Below are 16,946 nucleotides of genomic sequence, written 5' to 3'. Positions count from 1 at the left end.
ATAACACCAAGATCATCATGCAGGGAGTCTTACCATGACCATCGCAACCGTAATCTCCATCACCGGTCAGGCCTGGGCGCGGGACGCCGATGGCAACCTTCGCGAGCTTCGTGTGGGTGATACCCTGCAGGAGGGCGAGACCCTCGTTACCGCCGACAATGCCAGGGTCCAGCTCGATTTCGGTGATGGGCTCGGCCCCACTGTGATCGACGGCGGCCAGCAAGTTGCCATGACCCCTGAGCTCGACGCCGAGCAGCCGGTTGCCGCCTCCGAGTTCAGCGCCCTGGATGAGGACCTCGAGGCCCTGCTCGCCGCCATCGACGAAGGTGAGGGCGACCTGCTCGACGCGCTTGACGCGACCGCGGCCGGCGCCGGCCCCGGTGGTGGCGCCGACGGCGGCCACAGCTTCGTAATGCTGGGGCGCATCGCCGAGGACGTGAATCCGCTGGCTTTCAACTTCGAAGGCGGCGAGCTGGCGGCAATCGATTTCCCCGAGGATGTCGCTGAGCTAGAAGCGGTCGAGGAAGATGAGCCCGTTGAGGAGCCCGTCGATGGTGCACCCGAGGCCGGCTCATCGGCTGCCGAGCTGTTCGATGCCCAGCTCCTGCAGGAGGGCGGCTCCGTCTTCACCGGCACCCTGGCGTTCGACTTCGGCCCCGACGGTGCCGGCAGCATCGGTTTCGCCGGCATGGATGGCACCACCGGGCAGGTCGGCACCGAGACCGTTACCTACAGCTGGGATGCCGCTACTAACACCCTCACCGCCACCGGCCCGCGCGGTGAACTCTTCAGCCTGGTGGTGAACCCGACCACTGGCGAATACACCCTGACCCTGCTCGACAACGTACTGCACGCTGAGGACACAGATGAAGCGGGCATCGAGCTGGCTTTCACCGTTATCGACGGGAATGGCACTCCGACTGATGGCACTCTGGCAGTGACGTTCTTTGATGATATGCCGACGGTGGACGAGGGTGCGCTGGGCGAGTTCTCGCTGGCCTTCAGCGTGAACGAAGCTGTTCGAAGACGTGCTTCATCTCGAGTTCGAAGAAGGCCGGGTCGGTGAACATGCTGCGGTGGCAGCGGAAGATGCCCTTCTCGGCGTCGTCGACGACGGCGCCGCGGACGCGCGCTTCGAGCTGGTCAAGTTTGCTGGTCATGGTCCAGGTCCTCGATGTCTTGTCGTATCTATCTTCGGAGCGGTTCCGGGGGCGGGTCGATTTTTTCCTTCGGCCTGCCCCCGGCGCTCCTGGCGGAATGTCAGGGGTCAGGAGATGGGGCTCAGACCTTGGCGGTGCCGGCCAGCTGGCTGTGCTGGTCCTGCTCGTCTTCCTTGGCGCGCGGGCGGGCGTGACGGGTCTGCAGCTCGGCCACATCGGTCTTGGCCAGCTCGACGTCGAACACCACCTCGGAGAAGGGGCCGTCCAGCTCGCGCTTGGCGATCACGCCCGCATCCTCGATGCGCTCGGCCGGCACCACCAGCTCCTCGCGGGTGGCGAAGGCGAAGTCGTCATAGGTGTAGGGGTCGCCCGCCAGGTTGATCTGGGTGGTCAGGTGCAGGTGGTTCGGCGCGGAGACGAAGTAGTGGATGTGCGCCGGACGCTCGCCGTGACGGCCCAGGGACTTCAGCACCACGTCGGTGGGGGCGCCTTCCGGCACGCCGTAGCCGGACGGGATGATGCTGCGCGCGGTGTAGCGGCCTTCCGCGTCGGTGACGATGGTGCGACGCAGGTTGTACTCGGACTGGCTCGGGCGCCAGCGACATACAGCGGGCCCTCGATGGTGCGCGGGGTGCCGCCGACGCGCTTGGCCTCGGCGTCGATGGCGTCCTGGCGCATGTCCAGGTAGTGGTCGAAGCCCAGGCCCGGCGAGAGCAGGCCGAACTGGGTCTGGCCGCCCAGGGCGTTGAGCATGCTGACGGCGGACCAGTACTCCTCGGGGGTGACGTCGAAGTCGTCGATCAGCTTGAACAGGTCGGAGAGCAGGCGGTGCATGATCTGCTTGGCGCGCTCGTTGCCACCTTCCTGATCGAAGCCGGCGACGGTCTTCAGGAAATCCTGGACTTCGGGGGTATCGAAAATCTTCACGGTCATGATAAGTATCCTCTGCTTTATATCTTTGCTTCCGCCGGGGCGGGGCTGGCGTGATTCATCCGTGACTCAGGAGTCGTCCTCGCGGATGGAGGACGGGTGGCGACACAGCGGCTTGACGCTGATCTCCATGTAGGGGAAGAGGGGCAGGTTGGAGATGATCTCCTGCAGCTCGGCGTTGTCCTCGACGTCGAAGATGCTGACGTTGGCGTAGCTGCCGGCCACGCGCCACAGGTGGCGCCACTTGCCGGAGCGCTGCAGCTCCTGGGCGTAGGCCTTCTCGGTGGCCTTGATCTCGGCGGCCTGCTCGGCCGGCATGGACGGGGGCAGCTTGACGGTCATTTCCACCTGAAACAGCATGGCTCGATCCTCCGATTGTCGTGTCGTTTCTTACTTGCGCGCGTAGTGCGCCAGCTTGTCTTCGTCGAGGGTGATGCCGAGACCCGGGCCGGCCGGCAGGTCCACGCCGAACTCGCGGTAGCGCAGCGGCTCGACGACGATGTCGTCCTTGAGCAGCAGCGGGCCGAACATCTCGGTGCCCCAGGCCATCTCGGGAAGGGTCGCCCAGGCGTGCAGGGAGGCGGCGGTGCCGATGGTGCCCTCCAGCAGGGTGCCGCCGTAGAGGCCGATGCCCGCGGCCTGGGCCACGTGGGCCAGCTCCAGCACCCCCTGCAGGCCGCCGGACTTGGCGATCTTGAGGGCGAAGGCGCCGCTGAAGCCGCCGCGGGCCAGGTCGAGGCCGTCGCGGGCGTCCTGCACCGCCTCGTCGGCCAGCATAGGCACGTTGAAGCGGTCGGCCAGGCGGATCAGGCCGGCATGCTCGCGGGCGGGGATGGCCTGCTCGATCAGCTCGATGCCGGCGTCCTGCAGGGCCTGGATGCCGTAGACGGCGGTGGACTCGTCCCACGCCTGGTTGACGTCGACGCGCACGCTGGCGCGATCGCCCAGGGCCTCCTTGATGGCGGCCACGTGGCGCACGTCGTGCTTGACCGGGTTGGCGCCGATCTTCAGCTTGAAGTCGCAGTGGCGGCGCTGCTCGAGGCGCAGCTGCGCCTCCTCGATATCCTTGGCGGTATCACCGCTGGCCAGGGTCCAGAGCACCGGCAGGTGGGTCTGGCGGGCGCCGCCCAGCAGCTCGGCCACGGAGAGGCCCAGGCGCTTGCCCTGGGCGTCGAGCAGCGCGGTCTCCAGCGCCGACTTGGCGATCATGTTGCCGCGGGCATGGCGGTTGAGCAGGGCGCGCAGGGCGTTGACGTTGCCGGAGGGCTGGCCGATCAGCAGCGGCGCCAGGTAGGCGTCGATGTTGCACTTGATGCTCTCGGGGCTCTCGGGGCCATAGGCCAGGCCGCCGATAGTGGTGCCCTCGCCCAGGCCCTCGATGCCGTCGCTGTGGCGCATCCGCACGATGACCATGGTCTGGCAGGCCATGGTGGTCATGGAGAGCTTGTGGGGACGGATGGTCGGCAGGTCGACCAGCAGCGTCTCGATGGACTGGATAGTGGCGCTCATGGGGGCTCCCGATGCGGGCAGTATGGTGATTGCATGGCAGTCTGATTGCAGCGGGAAGACGGAACCAATATTGTTTGGGTGCCCTTCCATACCCAGGAGGTATCATGGAACTGCGCCATCTGAGGTACTTCTGTGTGGTCGCGGAGGAGCTCAACTTCACCAGTGCGGCCGAGCGGCTGCACATGTCACAGCCGCCTTTATCAAGGCAGATCAAGCAGTTGGAGCAGGAGGTAGGGGCCGAGCTATTCGAGCGGGGGCCGCGCGGCCCGCGCCTGACGCCCACGGGACTGTTCTTTCAGCAGCACGCCCTGCAGATCCTCGAGAAGGTGGACGCCACGGTGGAGGCGACCCGCCGCATGGCGCGAAGCAAGCGCGTGCTGTTCGGCATCGGCTTCGTGCCCTCGGTGTTCTACGGGCAGCTGCCGCTGCTGGTGCGCGATCTGCGACAAAAGGATAATGTCGAGCTGAGCCTGGCCGAGCTGACCACGGTGCAGCAGATCCAGGCCCTCAAGGCGGGGCGCATCGACATGGGCTTCGGGCGCCTCCGGATCGACGACCCGGAAGTGGAGCAGGAGGTGCTATTCGACGAGCCGATCATGGCCGCGGTGCCCTGCGGCCACCCCCTGGAAGGCACCACGCCCACCCTGGCCGAACTGGCCCGCTACCCGCTGATCCTCTTCCCCGCCAAGCCACGCCCCAGCATGGCCGATATCATGCTGGGCATGTTCCGCCGCCAGGGGCTCAAGGTGGAGGTGGTCCAGGAGGCCAACGAGCTGCAGACGGCGCTGGGGCTGGTCGCCTCGGAGATCGGCATCAGCCTGGTACCGGAACAGGTCAAGCGCGTGCGCCGCGACGGTGTCAGCTTCGTCTACCTCGCCGACAAGAGCCTCACCTCCCCGGTGATCTGCAGCCGCCGCCGCGGCGAGAAGCCCTCGCCGATCATGCAGGAGGCCAACGCCATCCTCGCGGTACTGGTGGAGAACCGCCGCAGCGGGCGCTATCCCTGAGACCAACCGGCAGAGGTCGCTTCAGCCCTGCGCCATCTCCACCGCAGCCTCCCGGGCCAGGAGCCTCCGCGCCGCCACCACATCCGCCTCGGGATCGTGGTTCCAGAGCCAGTCGAAGCGGGTCTCGAGGTTCTCGATGAGCCTCGCCTCGTCGTCACCGATCCCTTCACCGGCGTACTCGTAGACGTTCCCCGCCTCGTGGGAGGTGCGCTGCACCCGGCAGGTGCGCCCATGGCGGACCGCCTCGAAGGCCGCCAGCACCTGCTCCACGCTGTCTCTGGTGCAGGCATCGTCGCCCAGCAGGCTGGCCAGCACGTAGGCGTCTTCCAGCGCCTGGCCGGCACCGGCGCCCTGGTGGGGCACCAGCGCATGGGCGGCATCGCCCACCAGCAGCACGCGGCCGCGGTGGTAGCGCGGCAGTTCGGGCAGCTCGTGAAGCGCCCAGCGGGTCGGTTCGGGAATGCACGCGAGGATCGCCTGGGAGGCCGCGCCCCAGCCGGCGAAGACCTCCAGCATCTCCTGCTGGGTCACCGCCTGGACCCACTCCTCCCCCTCGGGCAGTTTCGGCTCGGGGGTTGAACGGTCGGTGATGAAGGCCACCACGTTGATCAGCTCCGACTGCTTGACCGGGAAGGTGAGGATATGGCGGTCGTAACCCAGGTACATCTGCGGCACCAGGGCCAGGCGCCGGTCGGCGCCCCTGTTCTCCAGGGCCTCTTCCAGCCGGGCGGTGGGGATCATGCCGCGATAGGCGTAGGTGCCGCTCCAGACGGGCGCGATCTCGCCGAAGGTCTCGGCGGGCAGCACGTTGGCGCGCACCGCCGACTTGATGCCGTCAAAGCCGATCAGGATATCCGCGGTGAAGGAGGTGCCGTCGGAGAAGTGGGCGGTGGCGCTATCACCCTGCTGGGTGACCTCGACGCAGCGCTTGCCGAAATGGGCGATGCCGGCGGGCAGCTGGGCCACGATGGCGTCCAGGAAGTCCGCCCGGTGCACCGAGGACTGACCGCAGCCGGGGGCCAGGGTGGCGGTCAGGTAGCCGTCGTCGCTGCCGCGCCGCCACTCGAACCAGACGTCCTCGAAGGGTGCCGGCGAGGAATCGGCGATGTGACGGTAGGCCGCCTCGAGGCCGAGGCGCTGGATGGCGCGCACGGCGTTGGGACCGAAGGAGACCCCGGCGCCGATCTCGGAAAACTGCGGCGCCGCCTCGAAGAGCTGCACGTCGAGGTCGGCATGGCGGGAGAGGGCCACGGCGAAGGCTACGCCGCCGATGCCGCCGCCGATGATGGCGACGGACAGGCGAGAAGCAGAGGGGGACGCGGTGTTGTGATTGGGCATGGTGCGCGCTCCATCAGGGACGTTGTGCTTGGAATGACGCCGTTATTGGCATGGCGTCAGCTGATGACGCGCAGGCTAGAGCGTCTCCGATATTCACACAACACAGCCACTTTCATATCCTGAATAAGAAGAAGTAATATTCTATCTAATACAGTCAATTAGGTGAGGCAGGGCATGCTGCGGCTGGCGGATATCGATGTGAACCTGCTGGTGGTCTTCGACCTGCTCTATCGCGAGGGCAACACCCAGCGGGTGGCCGAGCGGCTCGGCGTGACCCAGCCCGCCGTCAGCCACGCGCTCAAGCGCCTGCGCCGGCTGCTCGGCGATGAGCTCTTCGAACGCACCTCCAGGGGGCTTTCGCCGACGCCGCGGGCGGACCAGCTTCACCCCGGCATCGCCGAGGCGCTGGCCCGGCTGCATGAGACCCTCAACCTGGGCGATGACTTCGAGCCGGCCAGCAGCGAGCGCACCTTCCAGCTGGCGATGACCGATATCGGCGAGATCGTCTTCCTGCCGCGGCTGCTGGAGCACCTGGCCAGGGAGGCACCGGGCATCCGGCTCAGCACGGTGCGCAGCCATCGCGAGGACCTGAAACGGGAGATGGAGGAGGGGCGGATCGACCTGGCCGTTGGCCTGATCCCCCAGCTGGGGGCCGGCTTCTACCAGCAGCGGCTCTTCGTGCAGCGCTATGTCTGCCTGATGCGGGAGGGCCACCCGCTGGCGGCGGGCGACTTCAACCTGGAGGCCTTCACGGCGGCCACCCACGCGGTGGTGGTGGCGAAGGGTACCGGGCACGGCATCGTCGAGGAGCAGCTCGCCCGGGCGGGCATCGAGCGCCCGGTCCGGCTGCAGCTGCCCCACTTCGCCGCCGTGCCCTACATCATCAGCGAGAGCGACCTGGTGGTCACGGTGACCGACAAGTTCGCCGAGGCGACCCGGGCGCGCTTCGGCCTGGCCGTGCAGGAGCACCCTCTGCCCTTCCCCGAGATCCCCATCAACCTCTTCTGGCATCGCCGCTACCACCGCGACGCCGGTAACCGCTGGCTGCGCGGCCTGCTCTTCGCGATGTTTGCGGAATAGCGTCCGGCCGGCTGGCGGGTCATCGGAGTCTGGCGGAGCAGCAGGGTTACTGTGGCTTGGCCCAGGCCGCCCGGGTGCTGTGCACGGCGCTCTTGTGGGTGATCTGCCAGCGGCCGTCGAGCTTGAGCAGCGCCAGCACGTCCACCCAGGAGTCCGCCAGGTTTTCGGTGTTGTCGAAGCCCAGCAGCACGCTGGCCACCTCGCCGGCCTGGGTCACCTGGATGACGCGACCACGCACCTGTCGGTGGCTGGCCGCCCAGCGCTCGAAGCGATCGCTGATCAGGTCCCTGCTGAAGCCACCCTCGGCGTCCACCGCCAGGATCCAGGCGTCCTCGTGGAAGGCCGCTTCGAGCTTGTCCCGACGGCCCTGAAAGCCCTCCACATAGCCCTGCACCACGCGGACGATCTCGTCATGGTCAGGCGTGCGTTCGTCGACTGTCGTGTTCATGCGCTTTCCCTCCTGGTAGCGAATTCATGCCAGCGCCGCCCGCCGTGAGACGGCAGGCGGCGTACAACCCAAGCGGCTGGATCAGGCGGGCTGGCCGAGGCCCAGGATCTCGCGGGCCTGCTGCCAGGTGGCCACCGGGCGCTCGTACTTCTCGCACAGCGCCACGGCGCGCTCGACCAGGGCCGCGTTGGAGGGGGCCAGGGTGTCGCGGTCGAGGCGCACGTTGTCCTCGAGGCCGGTGCGGGTATGGCCGCCGGCAGCGATGGACCACTCGTTGAGCTTGAGCTGGTTGGAACCGACACCGGCGCCGCACCACTGGGCATCCGGCGCCAGGCGCTTCAGGGTCTCGATGTAGAAGTCGAAGGTCGGCTTGTCGGCCGGCATGGCATTCTTCACGCCCATCACGAACTGCACGTAGAGCGGCGCCTTGAGCTTGCCCTGCTTCGACAGGTTCACCGCCTGGTGGATGTGCGACAGGTCGAAGGCCTCGATCTCGGGCTTGACGTCGTACTTGAGCATCTCGCCGGCCAGCCAATCGACCAGCTGGGGGGCGTTCTCGTAGACGCGGTTGGGGAAGTTGTTGGAACCCACCGACAGGCTCGCCATGTCGGGCCTGAGCGGCAGCATGCCGCCACGCTCCTCGCCGGCCCCGGAGCGGCCGCCGGTGGAGAGCTGGATGATCATGCCCGGGCAGTGCTTCTTCAGGCCTTCCACCAGGCGCGCGAACTTCTCCGGGTCGGAGCTGGGGGTCTGGTCATCGTTGCGCACGTGGCAGTGGGCGATGGTCGCCCCGGCCTCGAAGGCCGCCTGGGTGCTCTCGATCTGCTCCTCGACGGTGATCGGCACGGCCGGGTTGTTTTCCTTGCGCGGAAGGCTGCCGGTGATGGCGACACAGATGATGCAGGGGTTGGACATGGTGACCTCGCTTCGCACCGACGACTTGCCCCGGTGCGAATGATTGAAGGATTGGCATTGTTGGAGGTGCGCCTGTGGGACCGCAGGGAAAACCGCGGCTGACGAGACGCGGCTCAGGCTTGCTGCATGACACTCAGCAGCTTCTCGGCGAAGAGGCCGGGCACCTCCACGGAGGGCACGTGACCCACGCCCTCGAGGATCTCGAGGGGCGCGCCGTCGAGCTCCGCGGCCAGGGCCTCGAGGGTTGCCGGCGGGGTAGCCAGGTCCTCGCTGCCACCCAGCAGCTGCACCTTCACCGGCTTGCCGCTGAGCTTGCCGGTAAAGGCGTGGCTGCCCAGCATCTCGCACAGCCTGGCGTAGGAGTCATCGTCGCCACGGCCCATCTGGGTGCACCAGCCCGCCTTGAGGGCCGGCTCGGCCTCGAAGCAGGCCGGGGCGAACCAGCGCGGCACGATCTCCTCGGACATCGCCGCCAGGCCTTCCACGCGGATGCGGCCGGCGCGGGTGTTCCACAGCTCAGCATTACCGATCACCGCCCCGGTGTTGGTCAGCGTGGCGGAGAGCAGGCGCTCGGCGTGCTCGCTGATCAGCTGCTGGCCCACCACGCCACCGATGGAGGTGCCGGCGAAGTGGAAGCGCTCGGCACCGGCGAGCTCGGCCAGGGCCAGGGCCTCCGCGGCCAGGTCGGCCGGGGTGATCGGACGCTCGCCCCAGGCCTGGCTGGCGCCGTGGCCGGGCAGGTCCCAGGTCAGCACCCGGTAGCGCGGCAGCAGCAGGGGCAGGACGTCGTCCCATACCGCCTGGCTCATGCCCAAGGGGTGCGCCAGCACCACCAGGGGGTTGGCCTCGCTGCCGAGCAGGCGATAGGCGACGCTGCGCCCGTTGATGTTCAGAAATGCCATGGTCTCTCTCCGTGCAGTGCAACGGGAAGGGCCGGCGACAGTGGTTGGCCGGCCCCGATTCCTCGCTTGGTCGCGCCTATACCCGCTCTATCAGGGTAGCAATGCCCTGCCCCACGCCTACGCACATGGTGCACAGGGCGTAGCGCTTGCCGCTCTTCTGCAGCTCGTGGGCCGCGGTCAGCAGCAGGCGGGCGCCGGACATGCCCAGCGGGTGGCCCAGCGCGATGGCGCCGCCGTTGGGGTTGACCCGCGGGTCGTCGTCGGCAATCCCCAGCTCGCGCAGGCAGGCCAGCGCCTGGGCGGCGAAGGCCTCGTTGAGCTCGATCACGTCGATCTCGTCCAGCGACACGCCGGTGCGCGCGAGCAGCTTCTGCACCGCGGGCACCGGCCCGATGCCCATGATGCGCGGTTCGACGCCGGCGGTGGCCATGCCGAGGATCTTCGCCATGGGGGTGAGGCCGTGCTGCTCCACCGCGGCGGCACTGGCCACCAGCATGGCGGCGGCGCCGTCGTTGACCCCGGAGGCGTTGCCGGCGGTGACGCTGCCGCCCTCGCGGAAGGGGGCGGGCAGGGCGGCGAGCTTGTCGAGCGTCGTCGCGCGCAGGTGCTCGTCTTGGTCGAAGCGCAGCGGCTCCTGCTTGCGGCGCGGGATCTCGATGGCGGTGATCTCCAGGGCGAAGCGGCCGGCGGCCTGGGCGGCGGCGGCCTTCTGCTGGGAGCGCAGTGCGAAGGCGTCCTGGTCCTCGCGGGAGATCTTGAACTGCTCGGCCACGTTCTCGGCGGTCTCCGGCATCGAGTCGACGCCATAGGCCTTCTTCATCAGCGGGTTGATGAAGCGCCAGCCGATGGTGGTGTCCTCGATCTGCTGGCCCCGCGAGAAGGCGCTGTCGGCCTTGCCCATCACATAGGGGGCCCGGGACATGGACTCCACGCCGCCGGCCAGCGCCAGGTCCATCTCGCCGGCCTTGATGGCACGGAAGGCGGTGCCCACCGCATCCATGCCGGAGCCGCACAGGCGATTCAGGGTAGTGCCGGGCACCGAGGTTGGCAGGCCCGCCAGCAGGGCAGACATGCGCGCCACGCTGCGGTTGTCCTCGCCGGCCTGGTTGGCGCAGCCCATGAACACGTCGTCGATGGCCGCCGGGTCAAGATCGGGAGCTTCCGACAGCACCGCCTTGAAGATGGCGGCCGCCAGATCGTCGGGGCGCACGCTGGCGAGGGTACCGCCGAAACGGCCCACGGCGCTGCGCCGCGGATGGCAGAGGAATACGTCGGTCATTGCCTTATCTCCTGGAAATCGCTGCGGGTTGCGGCATCACGCCCCGGCGTGGGCACGGGCGGTACGGTCCTTGAGGTCCCGCAGGATCTCGAGCTCATGGGCGGAGGGCTCAGGCGTGGTCTCGAGCCGCTCGGCAAAGCGGATCTCCCAGCCGGTGGCCTCGATCACGTCCTCGCGGGTCACGCCCGGATGGAGCGACACCACGACGAGCTCCTTGGTCTCGGGGTCGGGCTTCATCACGCACAGATCGGTGATCACCCGGGTCGGGCCCTTCCCGATATTGGGCACGCCATCGCGGCCCTTGCCGTCACGGCCGAAGCCCAGGGTGGTGACGAAGTCGACCCGGTCGACGAAGGCGCGCCTGGAGTGCTTCAGGGTGATGAAGACCTCGCCCGCATTCGTTGCGATCTCCGGCGCGCCGCCGCCGCCCGGCAGGCGCACCTTGGGCTCGCGGTAGTCGCCGATCAGGGTGGTATTGAGGTTGCAGTAGCGGTCGATCTGGGCGGTGCCCAGAAAGCCCACGTCGATCTTTCCGCCCTGCAGCCAGTAGCGGAACATCTCGGGCACCGCCACGGTGGTGAGCGCCGTCTCGGCCAGCTCGCCGTCGCCGATGGAGAGCGGCAGCACGTCGGGCTTGGTCTGCAGGGTGCCGGACTCGTAGATCAGCACCACGTCGGGGGCATGGGTCAGGCGCGCCAGGTTGGCGGCCTCGGAGGGCAGGCCGATGCCGACGAAGCAGGTGGTGCCGTTCTCCAGGGCGCGAGCGGCGGTGACGGTCATCATCTCCGAGGAAGTGTATTCGAGGCTCATCGGGCGTTCCCCCCTGCGTTCATGACGTTCTCTTCGATCCAGGCCGTGAAGGTGTCGCGATCCCGCGCGATGGCATCCCACTCCTTGTAGAAGGCGTTGTTGCGCGGGTAGTAGCCGTGGGCATAGGAGGGCAGCGAGCCCTTCTCGGCCACGGCGATGGCGTCGATGGCCCAGCCGGGAATGATGCAGGTGTTGGGGTGGTAGTCCGGCTCGGTGCGCAGGTCGTCGACGATCTCCTCGACGGTGACGATGCTCTTCTTCGCCGCCAGCACCGCCTCCTTCTGCACGCCGACGATACCTTCCACCAGCACGTTGCCGGCGCGGTCGGCCTTCTGGGCGTGGACGATGGAGACGTCCGGGCGCACCGAGGGCACCGCGGCCAGGCGCTCACCGGTGAAGGGGCACTCGATGAACTTGATCTGGTCGTTGACGCTGGGCAGCTCGCTGCCCACGTAGCCGCGCAGCACCGCCAGGGGCAGGCCCGCCGCGCCGGCCTCGAAGGCGCAGGCCATGGCGGCATGGCTGTGCTCGAGGATCTCGACCTTGTGGGGCCAGCCCTTCTCCACCGCGTCGCGCAGGCGATGCAGGGAGCCCACGCCGGGGTTGCCGCCCCAGGAGAAGATCACCTTCTTCGCGCAGCCCGCGCCGATCAGCTGATCGTAGATCAGGTCGGGGGTCATGCGGATCAGGGTCAGGTCGCGTTTCTTCTGGCGAATCACCTCGTGACCCGCGGCGAAGGGAATCAGGTGGGTGAAGCCCTCCATGGCAACGGTAGCGCCATCCTCGACGTAGCGCGCCACCGCGTCATGCAGGCTCAGGAACTCGGCCATGGGATCTCCTCCTGGCGTTGATTCTCGCAAAAGTTCGAATAGCGAACTATGTTTTGTGATGCGAACAACTTATCCCGCTTTCGGCCCATGGTCAAACCTGCACTGGCGTTCATTGCACAAGAAAAAGCCGCATAACGAACCAATGTTCGTTATGCGGCATCGTGGTAGACTGGCAGACAGCCTGTGTATTCAAGGAGGATAGCGAGATGTCACGCAGCGGCAGCGATGAGGTCCTGACCCCCGACGATCGCGATTTCGTCACCGCCCTGGCGAGCGGCCTGGAGGTGATCCTGGCCTTCGACGAGGCGCACCCGCGCATGACGCTCAGCGAGGTCGCCGCGCGCACCGGCATGAACCGCGCCCGCGCCCGGCGCTTCCTGCTGACCTTGCATGCCCTGGGCTACGTGCGCAAGCAGCAGCGAGTCTTCGAGCTGGCCCCCCGGGTCCTGCAGCTGGGCTACGCCTTTCTCTCCGCCAACGACTATCGCAGCGTGATCCAGCAGGTGCTCGAGGATATCACCGAGGCCTGCGGCGAATCGTCCTCGCTGGGGGTGCTGGATGGCGACGAGGTGATCTATGTGGCCCGCTCCTCCTCGCGCCACCGGCTGATGGCCATCACCCTCTCGGTGGGCACCCGCCTGCCGGCGGCCCACACCTCCATGGGGCGCGTGCTGCTGGCCCAGCTGCCGGACGAGGAGCTCGACGCCTGGCTCGAGCGGGCGGTGCTGGAGAAGCACACCGACAAGACCATCACCGACAAGGCCGAGCTCAGGCAGTGCATCCTGAAGGTGCGCCAGCAGGGCTACGCCATCGCCGACCAGGAGCTCGACTCCGGCCTGCGCTCCATCGCCGTGCCGGCCTTCGACGCCAACGGCAAGCTGCTGGGCGCCATCAACATCAGCACCAATGCTGCCCGGATCAGCCACGAGACCCTGATGGAACAGTACCTGCCGCTGCTGCAGGAGAAGTCACGACTCATTCGCACCAGCATCAGCTGAGGCCCTCCCCCCCTCTTCACTTCACCCTCCAAGGAAAGGAAGGCAACACCGTGCTGGAGATACTGGCCATTACCCTGCCGATCTTCCTGCTGATCGGCGCCGGCTTCACTGCCGCCCGGTCCGGCCTGATGAGCCGCGACAACATGCAGGGCGTGGGCACCTTCGTCATGTACCTGGCGCTGCCCTCGCTGATCATCCGTGCCCTGACCGACTACCCCCTGGCCGAGGTGTTGAACCCCGGCTACCTGCTGGCCTACGGGGCGGGGTCGCTGGCGGCCTTCCTGCTGGGGCTGGCACTCTCCGTGAGGCTGCGCGGCAAGCGCCTGGATGCCGGCGCCATCCACGCCCTGGGCATGTCGGCGTCCAACAGCGGCTTCATCGGCTACCCCGTGGCGCTGATGGCCATCGGCCCGCCGGCGGCCATCTTCATGGCGCTGAACATGGTGGTGGAGACCCTGATCATCATTCCCTTGGCGCTGATCCTGGCCGAGGCGGGTCGCCAGAACGGCAACGGCCTGGGCCCGGTGATGCGCCAGACCTTCGCCCGCCTGACCCGCAACCCGGTGCTGATCGGCCTGCTCATCGGCATCGCCCTGGCGCTGAGCGGCCTGCGCCTGCCCGGCCCGTTGGCACAGGCCATCGACATGCTGGCCGAGGCCGCCGGCCCCGCGGCGCTGTTCACCATCGGCGGCATGCTGCATGGGCTCAAGGCGCGCGGTATGGCAGCGGACGTCAGCCAGGTCGTGCTGGGCAAGCTGCTACTCCACCCCCTGGCGGTACTGGCCGCCTTCCTGCTGCTGCCCGACCCGGACCCGCTGCTGATCGCCGGGGCCCTGCTGTTCGCCTGCGCGCCGATGATCAGCGTCTACCCGCTGCTCGGCCAGACCTACGGCCAGGGCGAGGTCAGCGCCGCGGGCCTGATGGTCAGCACCCTGGCCTCCTTCGTGACGATCAGCCTGATGATCTGGCTGCTGACCCACTACGGGCTGCTGCCACTGTAGCGTCGTGCTCGCCTACCCTTGCTCCCCACCGAAGCAGCTGCCGGCCAGCGACACCAGGTTATCCAGCGCGGGAGAGTCGTTGCCCGTGCGCCAGGCCAGCCACAGCGGCATGTCGCAGGCGGCGAGCTCGGCCAGCCCAAGGAAGTGAACCCCCGGCATGGGCAGGCAGGCGCTGGCGGCGGGCACGATGGCGATACCAAGGCCGGCGGCCACCATGCTCAGGATGGCGGTATTGTCGGCACCGAACTGGACGATCCGCGGGTGGAAGTCGAGGCGCTGGAAGTGGGTCATCACCCGGTCGTAGTAGACCGGCGAGACGCTGCGAAAGCCCCAGATGAAGTCCGCCTGTTCGAGCTCGTGCAGGCGCTGCGGCGGCGAGCCGGCCCAGCGCGAGGAGGATGGCACCGCCAGGATCAGGTGGTCGTCCTGCAGCCGCCGGGTCTCGAGGCCGTGCTGCTCGGCGCTGTCGAGGTAGAGGATGCCGGCATCCAGGGTGCCTTCGCGCAGCCGCTCGAGCTGAGGGCCGGAGAGCAGCGGAAAGACCTCGAAGCCCACCTGCGGGTAGCGCTGCCGGTAGCGGTTCATCAGGCCGGCGACTTCCGGCACCCACAGGTGGGTCACCGTGACCCCGAGGCTCAGCTTGCCGGTCATGCCGCTGCCCAGCGCCGAGAGCCGCGCCTTGATCTGGCTGCGGCGGTCGAGCAGGGCCACGGCCTCCTCGAAGAGCAGCCGCCCCGCCACCGTCAGCCGCACGCCCCTGGCGTGTCGCTCCAGCAGTTGCGTCTCGAGGCTCTCCTCCAATAGTCGTATCTGGCGGGTCAGCGCCGGCTGGGCCACGTGCACGCGGCGGCTGGCGGCCGAGATCGAGCCCGTCTCCACAACCGCAATGAAATAGCTGAGTTGGCGAAATTCCATGGGGGTCTCGGCGCCCTGAAGCGAGGAGCCTCCACTCTAGCCATATCACTTCGGCATGTCAGCCATGCAAAACCTATATTTTTTCTATCGCAGGGAGCGTTTCATAGTGGAGTGACAACCCACAACAAGTCTCGCCTTGCGAGCTGGACCCTCACGATGACCAAGACCTACCACCTGCTGACGGGGCTGCACTTCGCGCTGTGCACCCTGGCCATGATCTGGCCCGGCGCCCTGATCGCCAACCGCATCGAGCCCACCGTGCTCGGCCTCCCCTTCCTGTTCTTCTGGTACATCCTCTGGATGCTGGTGCTGTTCGCCGGCATGTGGGTGGCCTTCGTGGTGCGTCACGGGGGTGGCCGTCATGAATGATTCGCTGATCGTCGTCGGCATCACCCTGACCTACCTCGTCGGCGTGCTCTGGGTCGGCCTGCGCGCCCGCGGCCAGGAGAGCTCGAGCCTCGAAGGCTACGTGGCCGGCGGACGCCACGTGGGCGTGGTGATCCTCTTCTTCATCCTCGGCGCCGAGATCTTCTCCGCCTTCGCCTTCCTGGGAGCACCGGGCTGGAGCTACCAGCACGGCGCGCCGGCCTTCTATATCCTCGCCTACCTCTCGCTGGTGCCGATCACCATCTGGGCCATGGGCCCGCGGGTCGCGGCACTGGGGCGCGAGAAGGGCTACCTGACCCAGGGCGATATGATCGCCGACCACTACCAGAGCAAGCCGCTCGGCATCCTGGCCGGGGTGATCGGGGTGCTGGCCCTGGTGCCCTACCTGACCATCCAGATCGCCGGCGCCGGCCTGCTGTTCCAGGCCGCCACCGACGGCCTGATCCCCTTCTGGCTCGGCGCGCTGCTGGCCTTCATGGTGGTCGCCGCCTACGTCTTCTGCAGCGGCCTGAACGGCATCGGCTGGACCAACCTGATCCAGGGCATCATGATGATCGCCATCGCCTGGTTCCTGGGCCTGTCGATCTCCGAGCGCCTCTATGGCGGGGTCGGCGAGATGTTCAGCCAGATCCAGCTGACCATGCCCGAATACCTGACCATGCCCGGGGCCACCGGCATGAACTGGGGCTACTTCAGCACCGCGGTGCTGGTCAGCGCCTTCGGCGGTGCCATGTGGCCACACCTGTTCATGAAGTTCTACTCGGCCGACAGCGGCAAGACCCTGCGCAAGGTCAGCGTCTTCTATCCCCTCTATGCCTACCTGCTGGTGCCGCTGCTGTTCATCGGCTTCGCCGGCATCCTGGTGTTCGCCGACGAGCCCCTGGCGCGCTCCGACACCGTGCTGCTGCGCATGGTCATGGACGTGGCCAACTTCTCCCCCTGGGTGGTCGGCCTGATGCTCTCCGGCGCCCTGGCGGCGGCCATGTCCACCGGCGCCAACCTGGCCCATACCGCCGCCATCGTGCTGGTCCGCGACGTGGTCGGCCCCACCGTGATGAAGGGGGCAAGCGAGAAGAGCGTGGTACGCGCCACCCGCTGGAGCGTGCTCGGCCTGTCGCTGATCGCCTACCTGTTCGCCCTGGCCAACCCCGCCTCGCTGGTGCTGCTGCTGCTCGGCGCCTACGGGCTGATCGTCCAGCTCTTCCCGATGGTCATCGGCGCTCTGTTCCTGCCGCAGCTGCGTCGCGCCAGCGTGATGGCCGGCGCCCTGGTCGGCAGCCTCGCCTACCTGCTGATGGACTTCGTCTGGAGCTCGCCGCTGGGCTGGCACGCCGGCGTCTGGGCGATGCTGCTCAACGTCGGGGTGGTGGCGGCCTGGCAGTGGCTCGGCAAGCCCGCCCTCGCGGCTTCGACCCCGCAACGCACCCAATGAGCGCC

The 16,946-nt window shown here is 67.8% G+C and carries 18 protein-coding genes and 1 pseudogene; 7 read left to right on the top strand and 12 right to left on the bottom strand.

What is annotated here, in order from left to right; translation table 11 throughout:
• The first annotated feature begins 34 nt into the window (after positions 1-34).
• Entirely contained in the window at positions 35-1,066 is a 1,032-nt protein-coding gene (locus tag D1793_RS16240; RefSeq protein ID WP_119023068.1) for a retention module-containing protein, read from the top strand.
• On the opposite strand, the gene D1793_RS16235 is transcribed toward D1793_RS16240, so the two are convergent.
• From D1793_RS16235 to D1793_RS16220, 4 genes and pseudogenes are all read right to left on the bottom strand, one after another.
• Positions 1,002-1,160 (bottom strand): hypothetical protein, encoded by a 159-nt coding sequence (locus D1793_RS16235; protein WP_205527562.1) that lies wholly within the window; start codon positions 1,158-1,160, stop codon positions 1,002-1,004. The genes D1793_RS16240 and D1793_RS16235 overlap by 65 nt on opposite strands.
• A 121-nt stretch (positions 1,161-1,281) precedes the next feature.
• Positions 1,282-2,093, bottom strand: a pseudogene (locus D1793_RS16230) (dioxygenase).
• Between the two features lie 66 nt (positions 2,094-2,159).
• Positions 2,160-2,450 (bottom strand): muconolactone Delta-isomerase, encoded by a 291-nt coding sequence (catC, locus tag D1793_RS16225; protein ID WP_119023067.1) that lies wholly within the window; start codon positions 2,448-2,450, stop codon positions 2,160-2,162.
• Between the two features lie 30 nt (positions 2,451-2,480).
• The gene (locus D1793_RS16220) at positions 2,481-3,599 is read right to left on the bottom strand and encodes a muconate/chloromuconate family cycloisomerase (protein WP_119023066.1); all 1,119 of its coding nucleotides are present in this window, start codon (positions 3,597-3,599) and stop codon (positions 2,481-2,483) included.
• A 104-nt stretch (positions 3,600-3,703) separates the two neighbouring features.
• On the opposite strand from D1793_RS16220, the gene D1793_RS16215 reads away from it, so the two are divergent.
• On the top strand, positions 3,704-4,606 hold the full coding sequence (locus D1793_RS16215) for a LysR family transcriptional regulator (protein WP_119023065.1): 903 nt from the start codon (positions 3,704-3,706) through the stop codon (positions 4,604-4,606).
• Between the two features lie 21 nt (positions 4,607-4,627).
• Here the strand turns inward: D1793_RS16215 and salA are convergent, their stop codons facing one another.
• Positions 4,628-5,944: a salicylate 1-monooxygenase gene (gene salA / locus D1793_RS16210; RefSeq protein WP_119023064.1), complete on the bottom strand. Its 1,317-nt coding sequence runs from the start codon at positions 5,942-5,944 to the stop codon at positions 4,628-4,630.
• Positions 5,945-6,118: 174 nt separating this feature from the next.
• Here salA and D1793_RS16205 point away from each other — a divergent pair, with 174 nt between their 5' ends.
• Complete coding sequence (locus D1793_RS16205) at positions 6,119-7,024, top strand: LysR family transcriptional regulator (RefSeq protein WP_119023063.1); 906 nt, start codon at positions 6,119-6,121, stop codon at positions 7,022-7,024.
• 46 nt (positions 7,025-7,070) lie between these two features.
• On the opposite strand, the gene D1793_RS16200 is transcribed toward D1793_RS16205, so the two are convergent.
• The 6 genes from D1793_RS16200 to D1793_RS16175 form a co-directional block, all read right to left on the bottom strand.
• Complete coding sequence (locus D1793_RS16200) at positions 7,071-7,472, bottom strand: nuclear transport factor 2 family protein (RefSeq protein WP_119023062.1); 402 nt, start codon at positions 7,470-7,472, stop codon at positions 7,071-7,073.
• Positions 7,473-7,553: 81 nt separating this feature from the next.
• Complete coding sequence (locus D1793_RS16195; protein WP_119023061.1) at positions 7,554-8,387, bottom strand: 3-keto-5-aminohexanoate cleavage protein; 834 nt, start codon at positions 8,385-8,387, stop codon at positions 7,554-7,556.
• A gap of 113 nt (positions 8,388-8,500) precedes the next feature.
• Positions 8,501-9,289 carry an alpha/beta fold hydrolase gene (locus D1793_RS16190; protein WP_119023060.1) on the bottom strand — a complete coding sequence of 263 codons (789 nt, stop codon included), beginning with the start codon at positions 9,287-9,289 and terminating at the stop codon, positions 8,501-8,503.
• A 76-nt stretch (positions 9,290-9,365) separates the two neighbouring features.
• Entirely contained in the window at positions 9,366-10,568 is a 1,203-nt protein-coding gene (gene pcaF / locus D1793_RS16185) for a 3-oxoadipyl-CoA thiolase (protein ID WP_119023059.1), read from the bottom strand.
• Positions 10,569-10,604: 36 nt separating this feature from the next.
• Positions 10,605-11,378, bottom strand: a complete 774-nt coding sequence (locus D1793_RS16180; RefSeq protein WP_119023058.1) for a CoA-transferase subunit beta — start codon at positions 11,376-11,378, stop codon at positions 10,605-10,607.
• Positions 11,375-12,208 (bottom strand): CoA-transferase, encoded by an 834-nt coding sequence (locus D1793_RS16175; RefSeq protein ID WP_119023057.1) that lies wholly within the window; start codon positions 12,206-12,208, stop codon positions 11,375-11,377. Before D1793_RS16175 ends, D1793_RS16180 begins: the two co-directional genes overlap by 4 nt.
• Positions 12,209-12,414: 206 nt before the next feature.
• Between D1793_RS16175 and D1793_RS16170 the strand changes: the two genes are divergently transcribed.
• Together D1793_RS16170 and D1793_RS16165 are read left to right on the top strand one after the other, a co-directional pair.
• A complete protein-coding gene (locus D1793_RS16170; protein ID WP_119023056.1) occupies positions 12,415-13,206 on the top strand; it encodes an IclR family transcriptional regulator C-terminal domain-containing protein in 792 nt (263 codons plus the stop codon).
• Positions 13,207-13,256: 50 nt separating this feature from the next.
• The gene (locus D1793_RS16165; protein WP_119023055.1) at positions 13,257-14,207 is read left to right on the top strand and encodes an AEC family transporter; all 951 of its coding nucleotides are present in this window, start codon (positions 13,257-13,259) and stop codon (positions 14,205-14,207) included.
• 12 nt (positions 14,208-14,219) lie between these two features.
• On the opposite strand, the gene D1793_RS16160 is transcribed toward D1793_RS16165, so the two are convergent.
• On the bottom strand, positions 14,220-15,122 hold the full coding sequence (locus D1793_RS16160; RefSeq protein ID WP_119023054.1) for a LysR family transcriptional regulator: 903 nt from the start codon (positions 15,120-15,122) through the stop codon (positions 14,220-14,222).
• A 156-nt stretch (positions 15,123-15,278) separates the two neighbouring features.
• On the opposite strand from D1793_RS16160, the gene D1793_RS16155 reads away from it, so the two are divergent.
• The gene (locus tag D1793_RS16155; protein ID WP_119023053.1) at positions 15,279-15,491 is read left to right on the top strand and encodes a hypothetical protein; all 213 of its coding nucleotides are present in this window, start codon (positions 15,279-15,281) and stop codon (positions 15,489-15,491) included.
• Positions 15,484-16,941, top strand: coding sequence for a sodium:solute symporter family protein (locus D1793_RS16150; protein WP_119023052.1), 1,458 nt, complete (start codon positions 15,484-15,486; stop codon positions 16,939-16,941). Before D1793_RS16155 ends, D1793_RS16150 begins: the two co-directional genes overlap by 8 nt.
• The last annotated feature ends 5 nt before the right edge of the window (positions 16,942-16,946 follow it).

The organism is Halomonas sp. JS92-SW72, assembly GCF_003547075.1.
GTDB classification, from domain to species: Bacteria; Pseudomonadota; Gammaproteobacteria; order Pseudomonadales; family Halomonadaceae; genus Halomonas; species Halomonas alkalicola.
The sequence above is the reverse complement of the archived record's forward strand: the minus strand, read 5'-3'. Positions and strand labels throughout refer to the sequence as shown.

Excerpts from the sequence above, each read along its gene's own strand:
- D1793_RS16235 (WP_205527562.1), bottom strand. The coding sequence starts at position 1,160 with ATGACCAGCAAACTTGACCAGCTCGAAGCGCGCGTCCGCGGCGCCGTC.
- D1793_RS16195 (WP_119023061.1), bottom strand. The coding sequence starts at position 8,387 with ATGTCCAACCCCTGCATCATCTGTGTCGCCATCACCGGCAGCCTTCCG.
- pcaF (WP_119023059.1), bottom strand. The coding sequence starts at position 10,568 with ATGACCGACGTATTCCTCTGCCATCCGCGGCGCAGCGCCGTGGGCCGT.
- D1793_RS16190 (WP_119023060.1), bottom strand. The coding sequence starts at position 9,289 with ATGGCATTTCTGAACATCAACGGGCGCAGCGTCGCCTATCGCCTGCTC.
- D1793_RS16220 (WP_119023066.1), bottom strand. The coding sequence starts at position 3,599 with ATGAGCGCCACTATCCAGTCCATCGAGACGCTGCTGGTCGACCTGCCG.
- D1793_RS16160 (WP_119023054.1), bottom strand. The coding sequence starts at position 15,122 with ATGGAATTTCGCCAACTCAGCTATTTCATTGCGGTTGTGGAGACGGGC.
- D1793_RS16240 (WP_119023068.1), top strand. The coding sequence starts at position 35 with ATGACCATCGCAACCGTAATCTCCATCACCGGTCAGGCCTGGGCGCGG.
- D1793_RS16180 (WP_119023058.1), bottom strand. The coding sequence starts at position 11,378 with ATGAGCCTCGAATACACTTCCTCGGAGATGATGACCGTCACCGCCGCT.
- D1793_RS16175 (WP_119023057.1), bottom strand. The coding sequence starts at position 12,208 with ATGGCCGAGTTCCTGAGCCTGCATGACGCGGTGGCGCGCTACGTCGAG.
- D1793_RS16155 (WP_119023053.1), top strand. The coding sequence starts at position 15,279 with ATGACCAAGACCTACCACCTGCTGACGGGGCTGCACTTCGCGCTGTGC.
- D1793_RS16150 (WP_119023052.1), top strand. The coding sequence starts at position 15,484 with ATGAATGATTCGCTGATCGTCGTCGGCATCACCCTGACCTACCTCGTC.
- catC (WP_119023067.1), bottom strand. The coding sequence starts at position 2,450 with ATGCTGTTTCAGGTGGAAATGACCGTCAAGCTGCCCCCGTCCATGCCG.
- D1793_RS16215 (WP_119023065.1), top strand. The coding sequence starts at position 3,704 with ATGGAACTGCGCCATCTGAGGTACTTCTGTGTGGTCGCGGAGGAGCTC.
- D1793_RS16205 (WP_119023063.1), top strand. The coding sequence starts at position 6,119 with ATGCTGCGGCTGGCGGATATCGATGTGAACCTGCTGGTGGTCTTCGAC.
- salA (WP_119023064.1), bottom strand. The coding sequence starts at position 5,944 with ATGCCCAATCACAACACCGCGTCCCCCTCTGCTTCTCGCCTGTCCGTC.
- D1793_RS16200 (WP_119023062.1), bottom strand. The coding sequence starts at position 7,472 with ATGAACACGACAGTCGACGAACGCACGCCTGACCATGACGAGATCGTC.
- D1793_RS16170 (WP_119023056.1), top strand. The coding sequence starts at position 12,415 with ATGTCACGCAGCGGCAGCGATGAGGTCCTGACCCCCGACGATCGCGAT.